At 39.5% G+C, this 17,201-nt stretch carries 20 protein-coding genes; 1 reads left to right on the top strand and 19 read right to left on the bottom strand.

All coding sequences use genetic code 11. The features are described 5' to 3' along the window. Positions 1-231: 231 nt before the first annotated feature. The 12 genes from AC6CH1_RS04465 to dapB all read right to left on the bottom strand — a co-directional run bounded on the left by AC6CH1_RS04465 (position 232) and on the right by dapB (position 11,201). Positions 232-1,380 carry a cation:proton antiporter gene (locus tag AC6CH1_RS04465; protein ID WP_427710622.1) on the bottom strand — a complete coding sequence of 383 codons (1,149 nt, stop codon included), beginning with the start codon at positions 1,378-1,380 and terminating at the stop codon, positions 232-234. A 166-nt stretch (positions 1,381-1,546) separates the two neighbouring features. Further along, positions 1,547-1,885: a transketolase gene (locus AC6CH1_RS04460; RefSeq protein WP_498316426.1), complete on the bottom strand. Its 339-nt coding sequence runs from the start codon at positions 1,883-1,885 to the stop codon at positions 1,547-1,549. Between the two features lie 113 nt (positions 1,886-1,998). Next, positions 1,999-3,336, bottom strand: coding sequence for a dihydrolipoyl dehydrogenase (lpdA, locus tag AC6CH1_RS04455; RefSeq protein WP_498316425.1), 1,338 nt, complete (start codon positions 3,334-3,336; stop codon positions 1,999-2,001). Positions 3,337-3,474: 138 nt separating this feature from the next. Further along, positions 3,475-4,053, bottom strand: coding sequence for a 3D domain-containing protein (locus tag AC6CH1_RS04450; protein ID WP_285848801.1), 579 nt, complete (start codon positions 4,051-4,053; stop codon positions 3,475-3,477). A gap of 197 nt (positions 4,054-4,250) precedes the next feature. Then, the gene (panD, locus tag AC6CH1_RS04445; protein WP_498316424.1) at positions 4,251-4,634 is read right to left on the bottom strand and encodes an aspartate 1-decarboxylase; all 384 of its coding nucleotides are present in this window, start codon (positions 4,632-4,634) and stop codon (positions 4,251-4,253) included. After that, positions 4,627-5,490 (bottom strand): pantoate--beta-alanine ligase, encoded by an 864-nt coding sequence (panC, locus tag AC6CH1_RS04440; RefSeq protein ID WP_251688835.1) that lies wholly within the window; start codon positions 5,488-5,490, stop codon positions 4,627-4,629. The genes panD and panC overlap by 8 nt, the downstream gene beginning before the upstream one ends. Further along, a complete protein-coding gene (gene panB, locus AC6CH1_RS04435; RefSeq protein WP_251688836.1) occupies positions 5,490-6,326 on the bottom strand; it encodes a 3-methyl-2-oxobutanoate hydroxymethyltransferase in 837 nt (278 codons plus the stop codon). Before panB ends, panC begins: the two co-directional genes overlap by 1 nt. A 316-nt stretch (positions 6,327-6,642) precedes the next feature. Then, positions 6,643-7,629 (bottom strand): biotin--[acetyl-CoA-carboxylase] ligase, encoded by a 987-nt coding sequence (locus AC6CH1_RS04430; RefSeq protein ID WP_498316423.1) that lies wholly within the window; start codon positions 7,627-7,629, stop codon positions 6,643-6,645. Beyond that, positions 7,607-8,776, bottom strand: a complete 1,170-nt coding sequence (locus AC6CH1_RS04425; RefSeq protein ID WP_251688840.1) for a CCA tRNA nucleotidyltransferase — start codon at positions 8,774-8,776, stop codon at positions 7,607-7,609. The genes AC6CH1_RS04430 and AC6CH1_RS04425 overlap by 23 nt, the downstream gene beginning before the upstream one ends. Further along, entirely contained in the window at positions 8,736-9,908 is a 1,173-nt protein-coding gene (gene bshA / locus AC6CH1_RS04420) for an N-acetyl-alpha-D-glucosaminyl L-malate synthase BshA (RefSeq protein WP_498316422.1), read from the bottom strand. The genes AC6CH1_RS04425 and bshA overlap by 41 nt, the downstream gene beginning before the upstream one ends. 74 nt (positions 9,909-9,982) lie before the next feature. Continuing rightward, positions 9,983-10,387, bottom strand: a complete 405-nt coding sequence (mgsA, locus tag AC6CH1_RS04415; protein WP_251688844.1) for a methylglyoxal synthase — start codon at positions 10,385-10,387, stop codon at positions 9,983-9,985. 16 nt (positions 10,388-10,403) lie between these two features. Continuing rightward, positions 10,404-11,201, bottom strand: a complete 798-nt coding sequence (dapB, locus tag AC6CH1_RS04410; RefSeq protein WP_251688846.1) for a 4-hydroxy-tetrahydrodipicolinate reductase — start codon at positions 11,199-11,201, stop codon at positions 10,404-10,406. A 191-nt stretch (positions 11,202-11,392) separates the two neighbouring features. Between dapB and AC6CH1_RS04405 the strand changes: the two genes are divergently transcribed. Beyond that, complete coding sequence (locus tag AC6CH1_RS04405) at positions 11,393-12,259, top strand: YitT family protein (protein ID WP_251688848.1); 867 nt, start codon at positions 11,393-11,395, stop codon at positions 12,257-12,259. A 155-nt stretch (positions 12,260-12,414) separates the two neighbouring features. Here AC6CH1_RS04405 and AC6CH1_RS04400 read toward each other — a convergent pair whose 3' ends face one another. From AC6CH1_RS04400 to AC6CH1_RS04370, 7 genes are all read right to left on the bottom strand, one after another. Beyond that, positions 12,415-13,089: a zinc metallopeptidase gene (locus AC6CH1_RS04400; protein ID WP_251690030.1), complete on the bottom strand. Its 675-nt coding sequence runs from the start codon at positions 13,087-13,089 to the stop codon at positions 12,415-12,417. A 55-nt stretch (positions 13,090-13,144) separates the two neighbouring features. Continuing rightward, positions 13,145-13,744 (bottom strand): lipoprotein heptaprenylglyceryl N-acetyltransferase LhaT, encoded by a 600-nt coding sequence (gene lhaT, locus AC6CH1_RS04395; protein WP_427711639.1) that lies wholly within the window; start codon positions 13,742-13,744, stop codon positions 13,145-13,147. Between the two features lie 180 nt (positions 13,745-13,924). Further along, positions 13,925-14,719, bottom strand: coding sequence for a menaquinol-cytochrome c reductase cytochrome b/c subunit (locus AC6CH1_RS04390; RefSeq protein WP_079525881.1), 795 nt, complete (start codon positions 14,717-14,719; stop codon positions 13,925-13,927). A 39-nt stretch (positions 14,720-14,758) separates the two neighbouring features. Then, complete coding sequence (gene qcrB / locus AC6CH1_RS04385; RefSeq protein WP_008404891.1) at positions 14,759-15,433, bottom strand: menaquinol-cytochrome c reductase cytochrome b subunit; 675 nt, start codon at positions 15,431-15,433, stop codon at positions 14,759-14,761. A 22-nt stretch (positions 15,434-15,455) separates the two neighbouring features. Then, positions 15,456-15,962 carry a Rieske (2Fe-2S) protein gene (locus tag AC6CH1_RS04380; protein ID WP_251688852.1) on the bottom strand — a complete coding sequence of 169 codons (507 nt, stop codon included), beginning with the start codon at positions 15,960-15,962 and terminating at the stop codon, positions 15,456-15,458. 175 nt (positions 15,963-16,137) lie between these two features. Continuing rightward, positions 16,138-16,581 carry a YpiF family protein gene (locus tag AC6CH1_RS04375; protein WP_427710638.1) on the bottom strand — a complete coding sequence of 148 codons (444 nt, stop codon included), beginning with the start codon at positions 16,579-16,581 and terminating at the stop codon, positions 16,138-16,140. Positions 16,582-16,651: 70 nt separating this feature from the next. Next, entirely contained in the window at positions 16,652-17,200 is a 549-nt protein-coding gene (locus tag AC6CH1_RS04370) for a ReoY family proteolytic degradation factor (protein WP_079528701.1), read from the bottom strand. Position 17,201: the final 1 nt, after the last annotated feature.

The following is a 17,201-nucleotide window of genomic DNA, read 5'->3' as shown; positions in this document are numbered from 1 at the left end:
AGGGCACCTCTACTTTATTTGGCGACAAAAAAACCTAGTGCCGCCTCAAGGACAACACTAGGTTAATATACTATGTATAGGTGTGCAGGGGCTCATCTCCCTGCACAATTCAAAAGCTTCCCAGCAAATCCGTGCTGTTGGTGGAGGCTTTTGTTGTGAAGACTAAATCTTCACCGAGGTTTTGGCACCTAAAACATAGAATACAACAATTTGAGGAATCATTCAACTAGATTAATCAATTAAATTTGAACGATTTCCGAAAATACCTTTTAACATTGGTGGTGTAACCAACGTTGTAATAATAATTACGATTACCATTGGTGTATAATCTTCCGCCGGCAGCAATCCGCTTGATAATCCCATACCCGCGAGAATCAGTGCAACTTCACCACGAGAAATCATCCCGGCACCGATACCTGTTGAAGATTTCCAGCTGAAGCCTGCCAATTTTGCACCAAGACCAGAACCGATAAGCTTCGATATAATTGCCACGATCGAGAAAATCACTAAGAACCAGATATTTTCTGTAATTCCAGCGAATGTAACGGACAATCCGATACTTACGAAGAAGAATGGCACAAATAACCCGTTTGCAATCGGTTCTACTTTATGTTCGACTGTATCTTTAAATGGAGTACGTCCAATCGCAATACCGATAAAGAACGCTCCGATAATTGTAGCAATACCAAAATAATGTTCTCCTATGTAAGCTAAAGCAAAACATGCAACAAGTGCTCCGCTTAACAGGGCCTCCGTTACCTTCAGGCGGCTAAACAGTTTTAAGAATGTCGGAATCACCCATATCATTACGACAGCCAATAGAACAAAAAAGAATACTTTTCCGCCGATTAATGCTGGAATCGAAACATCATCCCCTACAAGGAAACTCATTGCAATTGCAATTAACACAACGACGATAATATCATCCAGTACAGCAGCTCCTAGCAAAGTAGAACCTTCCTTACTCTTCAGCCAACCAATTTCACTTAATGTCTGAACCGAAATACTTACAGATGTAGCGGCTAATGTTAATCCGATGAAAATCGCCTGACCTTGTGTAAGGCCAAATGCCAATGCTAACGGATAACTCATTGCAATCGGTAAAATGACACCGCCAATTGCTACGAAAATTGCCCCCTTCATATTTGCATTTAAATCTTCCAGGTCTGTTTCCAAACCGGCTAAAAACATTAATAAAATCACCCCTATTTGACTGAATGTTTGCATAATTTCATTGTCAGTAATCCAGCCAAGCATTGCAGGACCGATAATGATACCGATCAGAATTTTACCGAGTACTGAAGGCTGGCCTAAACGTACTGATAAATGTCCTGCGAGTTTAGTAGCCAATAGTACGATAACAATTTGAAAAATAAACATAATATACCCCTTTTCCATACAAAAAGGCATGAAGGAGCCAGATTTGACTGACTCCACCATGCCTTGCTTCGTATAAGATTAGCTTTATTTTAAACAATAAAAAAAGAAAAAGCAATAACATTTTATCATTATGTGAATATTTCTTATACATAAACAAAGAGATAGATTAGAAAAAACCCGGTAAAACCTCTCGCTGAAAATACTGATTTTTTCTGAGCCATACATTTAAAATATGCCGATGTGTCAGCAGTTTTCTCCGTGAAGCATGCCTTTTTTGCGCTTCCTGCAGACTTTCGAGCAATATACGCGTTTCCGTCAGACATTGTTCCGGGTCAGTAATCACTTTTAATGCCGGACTAATAAGACCATGTTCCTGCAGTAGCGCGAGCACCTTAGCAAACTCTTGTCCCATCGCAATATAGTTTTCTTCTATATTAAAATCAATACATCGATATAATGTGTTTTCCACTTCTTTTTCTACAAGCTCCATTGACTGATTTTTCATATGTCACCTCATGTTGGAATTGTATACAACAAGTATAGTAGTATTCAGCACAATAAAAAAGAAATTGGATTGAAAAAAGCTACGGTACATCTCAACTGCACCGTAGCAACAAGTTATTTTGCATGAATCGCTTTTCCGAAAACAGAACGTGCCGCATCGCCGACGTGCTCGCTGACCGTCGGATGCGGGAAAATAAGCCTTGCCAAATCTTTTACTGATCCTCCTAATACTTTTGCCGCAAGCATAGAGTTAATCATTTCCGTCGCGCCATCACCAACGACACATGCCCCGTAAATATCACCTTCAGGACTCGCCACAAACTTCATAAAGCCCTGTGTATTTCCTTCAAGCAATGCTTTAGGGTTCGTAGGTAAATACATCTTCGTTACAATACTATCTGCAGGTGCTTCGTGTTCCAGCATGCCGAAAGTCGCAATTTCAGGATGTGTATATACACATCGCGGGATTTCCTGCTGATTGATCACTTTCGGATGCTTTCCTAAAATATAGTCTACTGCATGTACACCTTCTGCACTTGCAGAGTGGGCAAGCTGGAATCCGCCGACTAAATCACCTATCGCATAAATACCGGAAATACTCGTTTCATAGTGATTATTTACTTTAATTAAACGGCCATCCATCTGCATTTCCAGCGCTTCAGCAATTTCAGTGTTTGGTCGGCGCCCTGTAGCAAACAGTAAATTTTCAAACGGGAAATTGCCGATTGATGTTTGAACATGGTCAGCATGGATTTCTTCAAATGTAAAGTCGGTCACAAGTTCAATTCCCAGTTGTTTCATTTTTTCTTTAATAATCGGTCGTGCATCCGGTTCTTCTGTTTGCAGAATATCTTTACTATGGTTTAATACGGTTACTTTTGTTCCCATTGGCGCTAAAGCAAATGCCATTTCAATTGCAATGACCCCGCCTCCGATGATTGTTAATTGTTTCGGCAGCTCCTGGATCGAAAAAAACGTATCCGTCGTATGATAATTGGCGTTTTCAAGCCCTTTAAATGGCGGAACGAACGGACGGCTGCCTGTTGCTAAAATGACATGATCTGCTGTAAACGCCTCATTACCGATAATCACTTTTCGTTCTGCGGTCACTGTCGCCTTCCCCCGAAACATTGTGATCTGTGCATTTCCGATAAATGTTTCAATATTAGATAACAGTTCATCAACCACTTGATCTTTTCGCTGCATTAACTTCGGAAAATCAATATTAATCGTTGGTACCGTCACACCCCAATCAGTTCCGCGCCGAATTTCCTGCACCAGCTTACTATGCTCAAGCATAATTTTTGATGGAATACAGCCGACATTATAGCAGGCACCACCAACTTTATCTTTTTCGACAAGCGCTACTTTTAACCCGCTTTTTGCAGCATGGATTGCCGCTACATATCCACCAGGCCCTGCACCAATGACGGCTAAATCAAATTTTTCCATATATACCACCTCATTTTTCACATTAGCATTACAGTATGGTGAATGCAACAATTCGCCCACCGATATTCTTCCAATTCCCAATATTCACACAAATAAAAAGCAGCGAAATGCCAATCGCATTCGCCGCCCATTTATTCGTTATTTTAATACTTTAATTTCTACATTTTTACGTCCCCAATTAAGCGCGATTTTTTTTGTTTTAACAAAAACATCAATTCGGTTTCCTTTAATCGAACCGCCTGTATCACCAGCAACTGCAATTCCGTACCCTTCCACCCATACTTTCGTTCCAAGCGGGATAATCTTTGGATCAACCGCAATCAGCTTAATATCCGGATTTTTCTTCAAGTCAATTCCCGACGCCGTTTTTCCCGAACATCCTTTACAGTATGCTGTAAAAGCGCTTGCTTCAACTGTTAAAGTTTTAACAACTTCAAAGTCATCAATTGTTTCCTTTTTCTCCTTTTTTTCAACCGGAACCTTCTTATTTTGAATATGATCCGGTAATTTCAGTACGAAGCCTTCCGTTACTTCTTCTATGTCGTTAACTTCATTTAATTCAAGCAATGTATATACTGATGTGTCATAAAGATCTGCAATTTCATCCAATTCCTCACCTTTCTTCACAGTATGCGTTGCTGCAATTGCCGCGCTTGTGAAGAATAAGGCAGTGACCACAAAGAAGGCAAAGCTAAATAATAGTTTATTTTGAAACATATTAATTATTTCCCCCTGTATCTTTTGTCTATTTTGTAAAATAAAGCTAAATCCAAGTCTACACATTTAATATTTCAAAAAGATTACAAGGAGATGATATAAAAATTACAAAAATATCCTTTTTAAACCAAAAATGTAATATAAAAAAAGCTGTCATATAGGAATAATCCTTCATGACAGCTTTTCATATATAAATTTTACATAATTGTTGCTTCCGGTTCGTATTCGATTATTTCTTTAATTGTATTGTTTTCCCCCATAATCGCAACAGTCGGAGTATGTTCGGCAACTTCTTTATTATCCACATACACGTAAGAAATAATGATGACAATATCACCTTTTTGAACAAGACGAGCTGCTGCTCCATTTACGCAAATAACTCCTGTACCACGCTCTCCGGCGATAATATATGTCTCAAAGCGTGCTCCGTTGTTGTTATTGACAATATGAACTTTTTCATTCGGCAGCATTCCAACCGCATCCAAAATATCTTCATCTATTGTAATGGATCCAACATAATTCAAATCTGCCTGGGTCACTTGGGCACGGTGGATTTTACTGTTCATCATCATTCTAAACATGGATTACTTCCCCTTTTAATGAAAAAATTAAATTATCGATTAAACGTGTTTTACCAATTTGAACGGCAGCTGCAACAACGATTTGCTCTGTCCGATCATCAATTTCCTGTAAATCCGGGTAAGATAAAATCATTAAATAATCAACGTGGCCATCTGTGTTGTCATGGATGATTCTTTTTGCGAGTGCAATTGCCGATTCCACACTTCCGGATTCCAACAGCTCTCTTTTCGCCAGTTGTAGTCCCTGCTGAATTGCAGGTGCCTGTGAACGTTCTTCAGCAGACAAATAAACGTTGCGGCTTGATTTTGCCAAACCGTCCTCTTCGCGTACAACCGGAACAACACGGATTGTCACCGGGAAATTGTAATCGCGTACCATTGTTTGAATGATCGCCACTTGCTGGGCATCCTTTTGACCGAAATAAGCACGGTCCGGCTGTACTAAATTAAAGAGCTTCGCCACGACTTGCAAAACTCCGTCAAAATGACCAGGACGGGTCGCTCCGCATAAAATATGCGCCTGCCGTCCTGCACGAATAGAAATCCCTCCATTGTGTGGATACATTTCCTCTACAGACGGTGCAAATATATAATCTACCCCTACCGATTTTGCCAATTCTGTATCGCGTGGTAAATCTCTTGGGTATGATTCAAAATCTTCATTTGGACCAAATTGTGTTGGGTTGACGAATATACTCATGATAACAAGTTCATTTTCGCTGCGTGCGTTTGCAGCCAATGTTAGATGGCCTTCATGTAAATAACCCATTGTCGGGACAAGACCGATTGATTGGCGATTGTATTTTGCCATTTGAACTACTTCCCGCAACTCGGCTATTGTTGTTAATACGTTCATTATTTTACGCCTCCGTAGAGCTCGATTAGCTCTGTCTCTTTCATTGTGAAACTTTGTTGTAAGGTCGGGAATGTACCTGATTTTACAGCATTTGTATAATTCGTAATCCCCTTCGCTACCTCTTCACCGACTTGTGCGAATGCTTCAACAAATTTTGGTATATGATGTTTTCCGTATTGTAATAAATCATGGTATACAAGTACTTGCCCATCAGCTTTTACACCTGCACCGATGCCAATTGTCGGGATCGTTAAGTTATGCGAGACAACTTCCGTCAACTGATGTGGAATACATTCCAGCACGACAGCACATGCACCTGCCTGTTCAACAAGTAGAGCATCTTTTATTAATTTTTCCGCTTGCTCGGCTGTTTTGCCTTGCACTTTATAACCTCCAAGAACTCCTGCCGATTGTGGCAGCAATCCTAAATGTGCCACTACCGGGATACCCGCATCGGTTAACTTCTTAATAACAGGTACGATATCATCGGCCCCTTCTACTTTTACGGCATTTGCATTCGTTTCCTGCATCATTTTCACAGCCGTTTTCAATGTTTCGTTCACATCTCCGTGATAAGAACCAAATGGCATGTCGACGACGATGAACGTATCTGGTGCACCTCGGCGAACCGCTTTACTATGGTGAATCATATCTTCCACAGTTACACGCATTGTCGATTCATAGCCTAGTACAACCATCCCGAGGGAATCCCCGACAAGTATCATATCAACACCTGCCGCTTCGGAAAATTTCGCTGCGGGATAATCATAGGCGGTAATCATGACAATTTTTTCGCCTTGCTCTTTCATTTTTAAAAACTGTGCAGTTGTTTTCATATTCTTCCTCCTTAAGTGGAAAGAAAACAAAAATACCCTTCTATCTAAAATTAGACAGAAGGGTAGTACCATACGTAAATTCAACACATTTCATACTTTAAGTGGAAATAGAATCGAATTACCAGTATAAAATGAATTAATTTATGCGCGTTTTCTTCCGTCTCTGTCTTGTGTAGATCAAAGCAGATTTTTTTAATGTTGACTAGCAGTTGCAGGTACAGTTCTATTAAGATACTGTCCTAGAGTTACTATAACAAGTTTGGAAGAAAACGTACAGAATAAATAATTACTGTAAAAACTTTTTTTAACGAGGCCTTTACGATAAAAGTTCAATATCAGCAGAATAAATACCAATAATTTCTCCGTTCTCTTTACGAATTTCCAGGACACCGCTCTCAGTAATACTGACAGCTTCCCCTTCAACGACTTCACGGAGTGTTGTTGCTTTCACCTGTTTTCCGATTGTCCCCGAAGACTGTTCCCATAGTTGTTTAATTTGACCAAAACCGTTTTTCACGTATTCGTCACTGTATTTCTCCAATGATTCAAGCACATCGGCGACGAAATGCACACGTTCAATCGGCTCTCCTTCTTCAATCGCAATCGAAGTTGCAATCGATTGCAGCTGTTCAGGGAAATCACTCTTCTGCTGATTGACATTAATCCCAATACCAATGAGTAAAGCCTGGATACGATCAGCCTCAGCTACCATTTCAGTCAAAATTCCCGTTGTTTTTTTGCCGTTGATTAAAATATCATTCGGCCATTTGATTTCAGGTGTGAAATTTTTAAAACTCGACTTCATCGCTTCAACAATGGCCACAGCAGTAACTAAAGTAAATTGTGGGGCCTGGTGCGGGGCAACATCCGGGCGTATGATGACAGTCATCCAAATCCCTTGTCCTTCTGTCGATTCCCATTCACGCATCATGCGCCCTCGCCCTGCCTTTTGGTGCTCAGCGATAACAACCGTGCCATCCGGTGCACCCGCTCGGACAAGTTCATGCGCAACAAGCTGTGTCGACTCAACCGTTTCATAATAATGAACTTGTCGGCCATAGCGTTCCGTTGTCAAAAATTGCTGTAATTGACCCATATCCACTTTATCCGGTACAGATAACAGTTTATACCCGCGTTTTTTTACCGTTTCAAACTCATAGCCTTCCTGTTTCAATGTTTGCATATGCTTCCATATTGCTGTTCGGGAGACGTTAAGCTCATCCGCCAACACTTGGCCGGAAATCGGTTCTCCATCCGCAGTCAAAAATCGTTTCAAAATTTCATCCTTCATCGTGAAATGCATAAAACCATTCCTTTAATTGTTGTTTATCATTTTGGACTTTCCCATTTAAGACCACTTCCACTGCTGCATCAAGCGTCTGTTTAATCCAGCTGCCGCGTTTTTTCGGGGACCACTCCAACAAGTCTTTTCCTGTAATCGCAAGCTCATGCACATGCTGAATCGGCAATACGCTCTTTCGTGCCACTAATTCTTCATAACTCAATTCAAGTTTATGATTTTGCCAAATAGTAAATTGGTGGGCTGTTTTAAGAATCGTTGTATCAAAGCGCATTAGATCACCAAGGCTCATCCCACTGAGCAGGCTTTCATAAGCTTCCAACACCGTTTTCACGAAGAGCTTATCCTTATTCGAACAGCGATACTTCGTAAGGAGCGTCAATTCACTGCCGTTTACTAAACAGAAATATGCCCAGCCAACTTGTCGGTCTTCCGAATAAAAGCATGCCCAATCAGAAGAAGTAAAATCGCCATATAGAAAATTACCCAAATTCGTTTTTTCCATATATTCAATACCGAATGCAGCATGAGCAGAGATAAAAATCTTTGAAAGTTCTACTTGAATGCGCTCGATTGCAACATATTCAATCGATGCTGCTTTTTTCCGGATTGCTTCGAAAGTGTTTTCCTCGATTGAGAAGTGAAGCTGTGCAGCAAATCGGACAGCCCGCAGCATTCGGAGAGCATCTTCTTCAAAACGTTGATCAGGCTCCCCTACAGCACAAATAACTTTGCTGTCGATATGGTGGCGGCCATTGTAATAATCGATGTACTCTCCCGTTTGACTTAGGGCCATTGCATTCATTGTAAAATCCCGGCGTTTTAAATCCTCTTGTAAATTTCGAACGAACTCTACTGTATCTGGACGACGATGGTCACTGTAAGTAGACTCTGTCCGGTAAGTTGTTACTTCGATTGGTTCTCCACAGTCCAGTACAATGACCGTCCCGTGAGCGATGCCGACATCAATTGTTTGGGAAAAGATTGTTTGAATTTCTTCTGGCAATGCACTCGTTGCGATATCGACATCATTATTTTCTTTTTGCAAATAATAATCCCGCACCGCTCCTCCTACAATAAAAGCTTCAAAACCGGCATGTTCAATCTTTTTAATGACTTCCTTTGCCGCTTGCCATTGTTGCGGAATCATTCTTTTTTTCAACCACACTTTCATATATACGTTCATATTGTTCAACCATTTTTGATTCATGGAATTGTTCGCGTACCGATTGTAGTGCGGCTTCTTTGAAAGCTTTATGTCTTTTCTCATCCTGCAGCAGTTCGACCGCATAATCCGCGACAGCTTGCGTATCTCCAAGCGGAACCAAATAGCCGTTCACACCATGTTCGATCACTTCAGGAATCCCGCCTATCGCTGTACCTATGCCAGGTACACCACATGCCATAGCTTCCAATAATACAAGCCCGAACGATTCTTTTTCTGAAAGCAATAACTTTAAATCACTGATTGCAAAAAGTTCTGTAATGTTTTCCTGCTTGCCTAAAAACAATACATCATCCGTATAAGGTGAATCTTTAACAATATCTGTGACACGATGCTTTTCCGGTCCATCCCCGACTAATAATAATTTGGCCGGCATGCGCTCACGAATCTTCAGGAATGAATCGACCACGTCAGGCAGATTTTTTATTTTACGGAAATTCGAGACATGGATAATTACTTTTTCATGCGGCAAAATACCAAATTGCTCTTTTAAATTGCCGGGATCCACAGGCTTAAATACGTCCTCATCAACGAAATTATAAATCGTCTCAATCGGTTTTTTCGTATCGATCATAGCATATGTCTGCTGTTTCAATGATTCCGAAACAGTCGTTACTGCATCGGAACAATCAATGCCATACTTGATCGCCTGTGCCAATGTAGAATCTTCGCCTAAAACAGAAATATCCGTTCCGTGAAGTGTTGTGACAATGCCAAAGTTCTCGCCGCTCATATGGCGGGCCAAAACCGCACAAACCGCATGAGGAATCGCATAATGAACATGTAATAAATCAAGTTTTTCCTCTTTAACAACATCAGCCATTTTACTTGCTAATGCAATATCGTATGGTGGGTATTGAAATACCGAATAATTATTCACTTCCACCTCGTGGAAAAAAACGTTTGAATAAATTTTATTAAGTCGAAATGGCACACTTGAAGTAATAAAGTGAATTTCATGTCCTCGTTCTGCTAACATTTTGCCTAACTCTGTTGCAATTACACCCGAACCTCCCACTGTCGGGTAACATGTAATACCAATTTTTAATTTTTTCATTCGGCTCCCCATCCTTTCAACTATACGATTTTAACTTTCTTCAAAAATGAAACAAAGTAAAATTGACTGCCTTTTTATTTTCTGCGTTCTTCTAAAATGCGCCAGTCAACAAAACCTTCCTGAAGCCCTTTTAATAGAATTTCTGCTGTTCCCATATTTGTCGCAAGCGGTATATGATACAAGTCACATAACCGCACTAATGCCATGACATCCGGCTCATGTGGCTGTGCTGTCAATGGATCACGGAAGAAAAATACCATATCCATATCATTATTGGCGATCATCGCACCGATTTGCTGATCTCCCCCTAATGGACCTGAGCGAAACTTCGTAATCGGAAGTCTTGTTTCCGCTTCAATCATCGTACCCGTAGTGCCTGTCGCATATAGATCATGCTCTTTTAAAATATCGCGATACGCAATCGCAAACTGAATTAAATTATCTTTTTTCCGGTCATGTGCTATTAATGCTATTTTCATAATTATCAACCCATTTCTAAATGATGTTCTCTAATCCGTAGATTAATGTATTGGTTTTCATTACTTCTTCAATACTAAATGTAACACCGCTCATAAAGCTTCCGCGATTTAATGAATCATGACGAATCGTTAATAATTCACCTGTGCTGCCAAACAGTACTTGCTGGTGCGCAACTAAACCCGGAAGTCTTACTGAATGGATATGCATGCCGTCAAAGTTTGCGCCTCTTGCACCAGTATGTGTTTCTTTTTCTTCCGGATGCCCTTGCTTTTTCGCTTTTCGAACTTCACTGATCATTTGTGCTGTTTTAATACCAGTACCAGATGGCGCATCTAGCTTTTGATCATGATGCATTTCGATAATTTCCACATCCGGGAAATATTTTGCGGCATCTTTGGCAAACTTCATCATTAATATTGCACCAATCGCGAAATTTGGCGCAATAATACAGCCTAATTGTTTTTCTGTTGCCATTTGCTGCAGTTCTTCAAGTTGTTCGTCGGTAAAACCGGTCGTCCCTACAACTGGACGTATGTTATGTAATAATGCCTGTTTTGTTCGTTCATAAACACAAAGCGGATTTGTTAAATCTAAAAGTACATCCGGCTTTGTTTCACGCACAAGCTCAACAAAATTAGTATAAATCGGAACTTCATAATGATTCGGAAACTCTTCAAGTAAGGCTAGTGATGTACCGACCTCTTTATAATCAAGTGCTGATACAAGCTCCATTCCGTCATTATTCATGATTGTATGTACTGCTTCTGTTCCCATCTTGCCTCGTGCACCGGCAATAGCTACTCTGATTGTCATACTAAAAAAACTCCTTTTTACTGTTAGTTGCTTTTTATCCTTATTTAAATAATCTTGAGTAATAAGATGCGCCATTTTTGCGTTCATCCATATTGTTGTCAAATACGACAAAATCAAACATAATAAACAATGTAACCTTTTTTCTGCTCCAACACATATATTCTTACTCAACTGATTTTAGGGGGATTACTATGCAAGGAATAAAAATACAGAATATCATCGGAATTCTTATCGGTTCCGCAATATTCAGTTTCGGTTTTGTCCACTTCAATATGCAAAACCAACTGGGTGAAGGTGGATTTAGTGGTATTACACTTATTTTATATTTTACACTAAATTGGGACCCAGCATTAATGAATTTGTTATTAAATATTCCAATGTTTATTCTAGGATGGCGTTTACTAGGGAAAAAATCATTTATCTATACGATCATCGGTACACTTAGCGTATCGGTATTCTTAAAAATCTTCCAAATATACGAAGTCGATATGAACTTGCAGGATGATCTATTCCTTGTATCGTTGTTTGCAGGGGTATTTGTCGGGATCGGTTTAGGGATTGTGTTTCGATTCGGCGGGACAACCGGCGGGGTCGATATTTTAGCCCGACTTGCAAATAAATATCTTGGTTGGAGTATGGGTAAAACGATGTTCGGCTTTGATTTCTTTGTCATTATCCTTTCCTGGATGACATTTTTGGATGCCCGTTCGATGATGTATACATTAGTAGCCGTATATGTTGGCGGCCGTGTCATTGATTTAGTGCAGGAAGGCGCCTATTCAGCAAAAGGTGCATTTATTATTTCGGTGAAGTCCGATGAGATCGCAAACCTAATTACGAATAATATGGACCGTGGCGTAACCGTTTTTGACGGTCATGGTCATTTTACAAAAGAACACCGGGATGTTCTGTACTGTGTAATCGGACGAAATGAACTTGTCCGTCTAAAAAATATTGTCCACGGCATCGATCCGCATGCATTCGTATCCGTCATGGATGTCCGCGATGTAACTGGAGAAGGTTTCACATTGGACGATAAAAAACAGCCTCTTCATTAGGCTAAATAAGTTATCTAATCGTTTTGCCCTCTCCTACAGTATCCATTTAACGGACACAACTTAGTAAGAACATTCAATGCTTGAATAATGTTCAAACAAAAAAGTCATTTTCCCTAATGAGAAAATGACTTTTTTAATTTCTATTAGTTTAAAAATTAATCTTCCGAAGTCATGCCTGTATAAATCAGGATTAAACGTAATAGTTCCATTATTGCTACAGCTGCTGCTGCCACGTATGTCATTGCCGCTGCATTTAAAACTTTACGCGCTGAGCGTTCTTCAGTATTGTTGATAATCCCTAAAGATACGACTTCATTCATCGCACGTTTGGATGCATCGAACTCTACCGGTAATGTTACAACTTGGAACACAACACCCGCTAATAATAAAGCTATACCCAGCAACAGGAAACCTGAAGATGAAGCTAAAATACCGATTATTACAAAAATCCAAGACATATTCGATGAAATATTAGCTACCGGCACTAATTTCGAACGCAATGTTAAGAATGAATAAGCCTCCGCATGCTGTATCGCATGACCGACTTCGTGCGCTGCTACAGATGTACCGGCGATTGAAGAATTGTAGTAGTTGTCTTCAGACAAGGCAACCGTTTTAGTTGCAGGATTATAGTGGTCAGCTAAAAAACCTTGAGTCGGTACTACACGAACATCTGTTAAACCATGTTGATCTAAAATATAACGTGCTACTTGAGCACCTGTCATTCCTTTTTCAGCTGGAACTTTAGCAAACTTTTTGTAAGTACTCTTTACCTTCATTTGCGCATACAACGGTAACAGCAAAATGATGATAAAGTAAATAATATACATCACTATTATCAAACTCCCTTTCTATCTCTTTCTATGCTTTAATTTTAAAGGCTTTCTAGTCTTGTTGCAAATATTCACGCTTACGGCTTTCAAGAAAAGCAAAGACTATACATGCCATCGAAAGCCAAAAAGTGAAGTAGCCGATTTCGCTTGGATACTGGTAAATGACTCTGTAAAATGGCATTTGGCCAAATAAATAGTCGATTATATCGTTATGCAATGTCCAAATAGCCGCAACCATCACGTGCCACATTTTAAATCGGTAATTCGGTAAATACAGAACAGCCTGTACTGCCATTAAAAAATGTGAAGCAACGAGCATCCACCCGTCTGCTCCCAACTGTCCATTCTCCGCAAATGTTAGAAGATTCATCGCAACTGCCCATAATCCATATTTAATTAACGTGATAAAGGCAAGAACTTCCATTAATTTGAAGTTTTTACCGATCAGCCAACCAATAATGGCAAAACAGAAAAATAAGCTTGCAGTGGGCGAATCCGGTACGAATATATAGTAAATCGGGTCTGTTACTGCCAACTGCCCTCGATACCAGTAATAGCCGTAAACTGTACCAAGCAAGTTAATAATAAGCAGTAATGTTAAAAAGGCACGATGGTTTAATACGTACCACAATTGCATCATATATGCTTTCATTTGTTCACCTTTTTCTTCCTCATTCTTCATTATTCCTTATTATGTAGTGTGTGCAACTAAACCAAATATTGTACGTCTTTAATTATATATGTTCTTATTTGTTACGCAAGCTTTCGTTAAAAAATACAAATAAATGAAAATAAAAAAGAGAGTCAATATTCTGACTCTCCAGTGTAAAAATTATTCAGCTTCTTTTAATCCTGCGATAAATTCAGCTAAAACTTGAAGTTCTTCCTCTGTACCTGTAAATGCTCCAGCCGGCATACCGCCACGTCCATTCACAATTACTTCTTGAACTTCTTCAGCTGATAACTCATTGCCAAGAAGCATTGGCCCGGAAACCCCAGCCAAGTCTCCACCATGACAGCCGATACATGAAGCTTGAGCTTGATAGATTTCATATCCTTCGGACGTTTCATCTACTTCAACATCCGGAAGTAAGCCTAAATGTTTATCCGTAATTTCACCTTGAGCATGAACTGCTTCCCAGTTAGTAGCCTGAACAGATTCCCATGTTGTATAAATAAGTGCTGCTATTGCCAACAACATAAATGCTGTAGGTAATGGTCGTTTAAATGGTCGACGTTCAGGTGTTCTATCTAAAAATGGTACCAATGCTAATGAACCAAATGCAATACCTGGAATAACCATTGCGCCAATAACGTTATATGGACCAGACGCATAAGAGTATTTTAATAGTTGGTACATTGATAGGAAGTACCAGTCCGGTAACGGTATATACGATGCATTTGTTGGATCTGCCGGGCCTTCAAGTGGTGAAGGATGTGCGACAGTTAATAATAAATAACCGATTAAGAAAACTGCACCAACCATCCATTCTTTTAATAAGAAGTCAGGCCAGAAAGCTTCTGTTTTCCCTGGATACTCGGAATAATCTTTTGGCACGTTCGGCATACGGTTACTCGCTTTTACACGTGAATCACCTACGAACTTCATACCTTTTCCGCGTTGCATAGTGTCCCCTCCTTAAAAAATAGTACAATTAGTTTCGGATCATAGAGGTCCTGAAATACCTTGGCGGCGGATCATAATAAAGTGAACTGCCAATAGAGCAAATAGTGCTGCTGGTAAGAAGAATACATGAATAGCAAAGAAACGAGTTAAAGTTTGCGCCCCGATAATCGTAGAATCCCCAGCTAATAATATTTTTATCGTTTCACCTAAAAACGGAACAGATGCAGCAATTTCGATACCTACTTTAGTCGCGAATAACGCTTTCATATCCCATGGTAATAAATAACCTGTGAAACCTAAACCTAACATAATGGCAAAGATACCTACACCAACTAACCAGTTTAATTCACGCGGTTTTTTATAAGAACCTGTGAAGAATACACGAAGTGTATGTAAGAACATCATAACAATTACTAAAGATGCCCCCCAATGGTGCATACCACGAACGATTTCACCGAATGCTACTTCGTTTTGTAAATAGTAAACTGATTTCCAAGCATTCTCTACATCTGGTACATAATACATAGTCAAGAACATACCTGATAGAATTTGGATTACTGTAATAAAGAATGTTAATCCTCCGAAACAGTAAACGAATGCTGAAAAGTGATGGGCAGGGTTAACGTGCTCTGGCACTTCATGGTCGGCAATATCACGCCAAATAGGAGTAATATCTAAACGTTCATCGACCCAATCATAAATTTTATTTAGCACTGTGTCGTACCCCCTAACTTATTTAGTTACTGTGTGTGTTAGCGATTTTTTTCCCAAGCATTAAGAAACCATCATTTTCTGACACTTCATACATATCCAGTGGTCCAAGAGGCGGTGTACCTTTTACGTTTACGCCTGTTTTTTCATAACGTCCCGCATGACATGCACAGAAGAATTGATTTGCGTGTTCTGGATTACCTTCCCAGTTTACAGTACACCCTAAATGTTTACATACAGGTGAGATTGCGATGATTTCGTCGCCTTCTTTGTAAACCCAAGCAGCATCTGCTACTTCTGATTTGTACCAACCATCCGTCTGTTCATACGAGAAATCCACTTTGACTGGAACTTCTGTAATCTCGGCAATTTTTTTGCTTGTTTGTACAAAATCACCATCTTCTTTTGACTGAAGAATTGGGTCAATAGCAAAACGTACCATTGGCATTAACATTCCTGCCGCCATAAATCCACCTACACCAGTAATTGTATAAGTTAAAAATTGACGTCTTGTAACTCGATTCCTACTCATCCTTTTCCCCCCTCTTACTAAAAGGTCAGTCCAACGGACATATACTTTTAAAAATAGTAAATAACTAGGACATATCTATGATATATCAACTGAATAAGTTGGTCAATATAGCATTCATTTCCAAAAGTGTAGTTTGTGAACATTTAATGAAACAAATGTCGCACATATATGCTCGTTAAACCCAAATTTTCGTAAAAGTTGGGATGACTTGTTTTAACTGGTCTTCCAAAATTCTCTGTTTTACACCCTGATCCATGGACTCAAGTGGGATAGCCGGAAGCCAAATAATATTTAAATATTCTTTAAATTCAGTCCATGAATGGTCACAGGTAATAAAGACCACTGCTTTAAAACCTGCTTCCTTCAATTCTTTTTCCATTGTTGCTGGCATATTATCTGACTTGGTTCCCATCGTATATGAAAAGGGGGGCAATAATAAAAGACGACCTTTAAACTGCTGTTCTATGAAATTGGTCAACGTCATTAAATATTCTGAAGCAGAACTGCTCTGCTTTATTCCTTGATCAGAAAAATCCAATTGCACGAGCGGGACAATTGCCGTATCTATAAACTGCTTTTGTGCCTGGAACTGCTCTACATCTTTTACAATAAAGTTCATATTCTTTCCTCCTAGTACCTTTAAACTTCTGAAAATAGGAAAGAAGTAATTTTTTTAATAAAGTTCAAAATTACTTCGTATGCTTTAATGCTTGCAATAAATTAGATAACTCGAAAAAACGATCTTTATCTCCACTGTCCAGCGCTTCATCTATTTCTTTTAACAGTTGCTGTTCCTGGAATTCTAGTACACTATTTTCCAGTAAACGCTCTGCTGCTAGACGGTCTTTTTCACTAATAAAGATATCAGCAGGTACATACGGGTTTTCCTCCAGTACCGCCAAATACAGAGGATCAGGCGGTACACTCGGGAAGTTCAGCTGAAAGTAAATTGCTTCATGTGCATTGATTCGTAAATCATGAAATGCTTTTTCAGCATCGGATGTCATAATATTTTCTTTATAAAATCGGAATGGGATACTCGTTGTCTCAATTGTCGACATTACAATGGAGCGCGGGCAATAATGTGCTTCGTCAACGAAATGAACGTTTTGCAACAAGTCGTCATTACTTAATAAGTAATTTAAAATCCATACACCTTCACGTCTTTTTAACTGAAAATTTTTTAAAAACCACCTGATAAACAACTTTTTGTCATTCAGTGGTACGGAATATGTCAAC

The organism is Solibacillus sp. GQ1 (assembly GCF_059758555.1).
The sequence above is the reverse complement of the archived record's forward strand: the minus strand, read 5'-3'. Positions and strand labels throughout refer to the sequence as shown.

Excerpts from the sequence above, each read along its gene's own strand:
- AC6CH1_RS04390 (WP_079525881.1), bottom strand. The coding sequence starts at position 14,719 with ATGCAACGCGGAAAAGGTATGAAGTTCGTAGGTGATTCACGTGTAAAA.
- dapB (WP_251688846.1), bottom strand. The coding sequence starts at position 11,201 with ATGACAATCAGAGTAGCTATTGCCGGTGCACGAGGCAAGATGGGAACA.
- lpdA (WP_498316425.1), bottom strand. The coding sequence starts at position 3,336 with ATGGAAAAATTTGATTTAGCCGTCATTGGTGCAGGGCCTGGTGGATAT.
- panC (WP_251688835.1), bottom strand. The coding sequence starts at position 5,490 with ATGAACGTATTAACAACAATAGCCGAGTTGCGGGAAGTAGTTCAAATG.
- panD (WP_498316424.1), bottom strand. The coding sequence starts at position 4,634 with ATGTTTAGAATGATGATGAACAGTAAAATCCACCGTGCCCAAGTGACC.
- AC6CH1_RS04400 (WP_251690030.1), bottom strand. The coding sequence starts at position 13,089 with ATGTATATTATTTACTTTATCATCATTTTGCTGTTACCGTTGTATGCG.
- AC6CH1_RS04405 (WP_251688848.1), top strand. The coding sequence starts at position 11,393 with ATGCAAGGAATAAAAATACAGAATATCATCGGAATTCTTATCGGTTCC.
- mgsA (WP_251688844.1), bottom strand. The coding sequence starts at position 10,387 with ATGAAAATAGCATTAATAGCACATGACCGGAAAAAAGATAATTTAATT.
- lhaT (WP_427711639.1), bottom strand. The coding sequence starts at position 13,744 with ATGAAAGCATATATGATGCAATTGTGGTACGTATTAAACCATCGTGCC.
- AC6CH1_RS04380 (WP_251688852.1), bottom strand. The coding sequence starts at position 15,962 with ATGAGTAGGAATCGAGTTACAAGACGTCAATTTTTAACTTATACAATT.
- AC6CH1_RS04465 (WP_427710622.1), bottom strand. The coding sequence starts at position 1,380 with ATGTTTATTTTTCAAATTGTTATCGTACTATTGGCTACTAAACTCGCA.
- AC6CH1_RS04430 (WP_498316423.1), bottom strand. The coding sequence starts at position 7,629 with ATGCATTTCACGATGAAGGATGAAATTTTGAAACGATTTTTGACTGCG.
- AC6CH1_RS04450 (WP_285848801.1), bottom strand. The coding sequence starts at position 4,053 with ATGTTTCAAAATAAACTATTATTTAGCTTTGCCTTCTTTGTGGTCACT.
- bshA (WP_498316422.1), bottom strand. The coding sequence starts at position 9,908 with ATGAAAAAATTAAAAATTGGTATTACATGTTACCCGACAGTGGGAGGT.
- AC6CH1_RS04375 (WP_427710638.1), bottom strand. The coding sequence starts at position 16,581 with ATGAACTTTATTGTAAAAGATGTAGAGCAGTTCCAGGCACAAAAGCAG.
- panB (WP_251688836.1), bottom strand. The coding sequence starts at position 6,326 with ATGAAAACAACTGCACAGTTTTTAAAAATGAAAGAGCAAGGCGAAAAA.
- AC6CH1_RS04460 (WP_498316426.1), bottom strand. The coding sequence starts at position 1,885 with ATGAAAAATCAGTCAATGGAGCTTGTAGAAAAAGAAGTGGAAAACACA.
- AC6CH1_RS04425 (WP_251688840.1), bottom strand. The coding sequence starts at position 8,776 with ATGATTCCGCAACAATGGCAAGCGGCAAAGGAAGTCATTAAAAAGATT.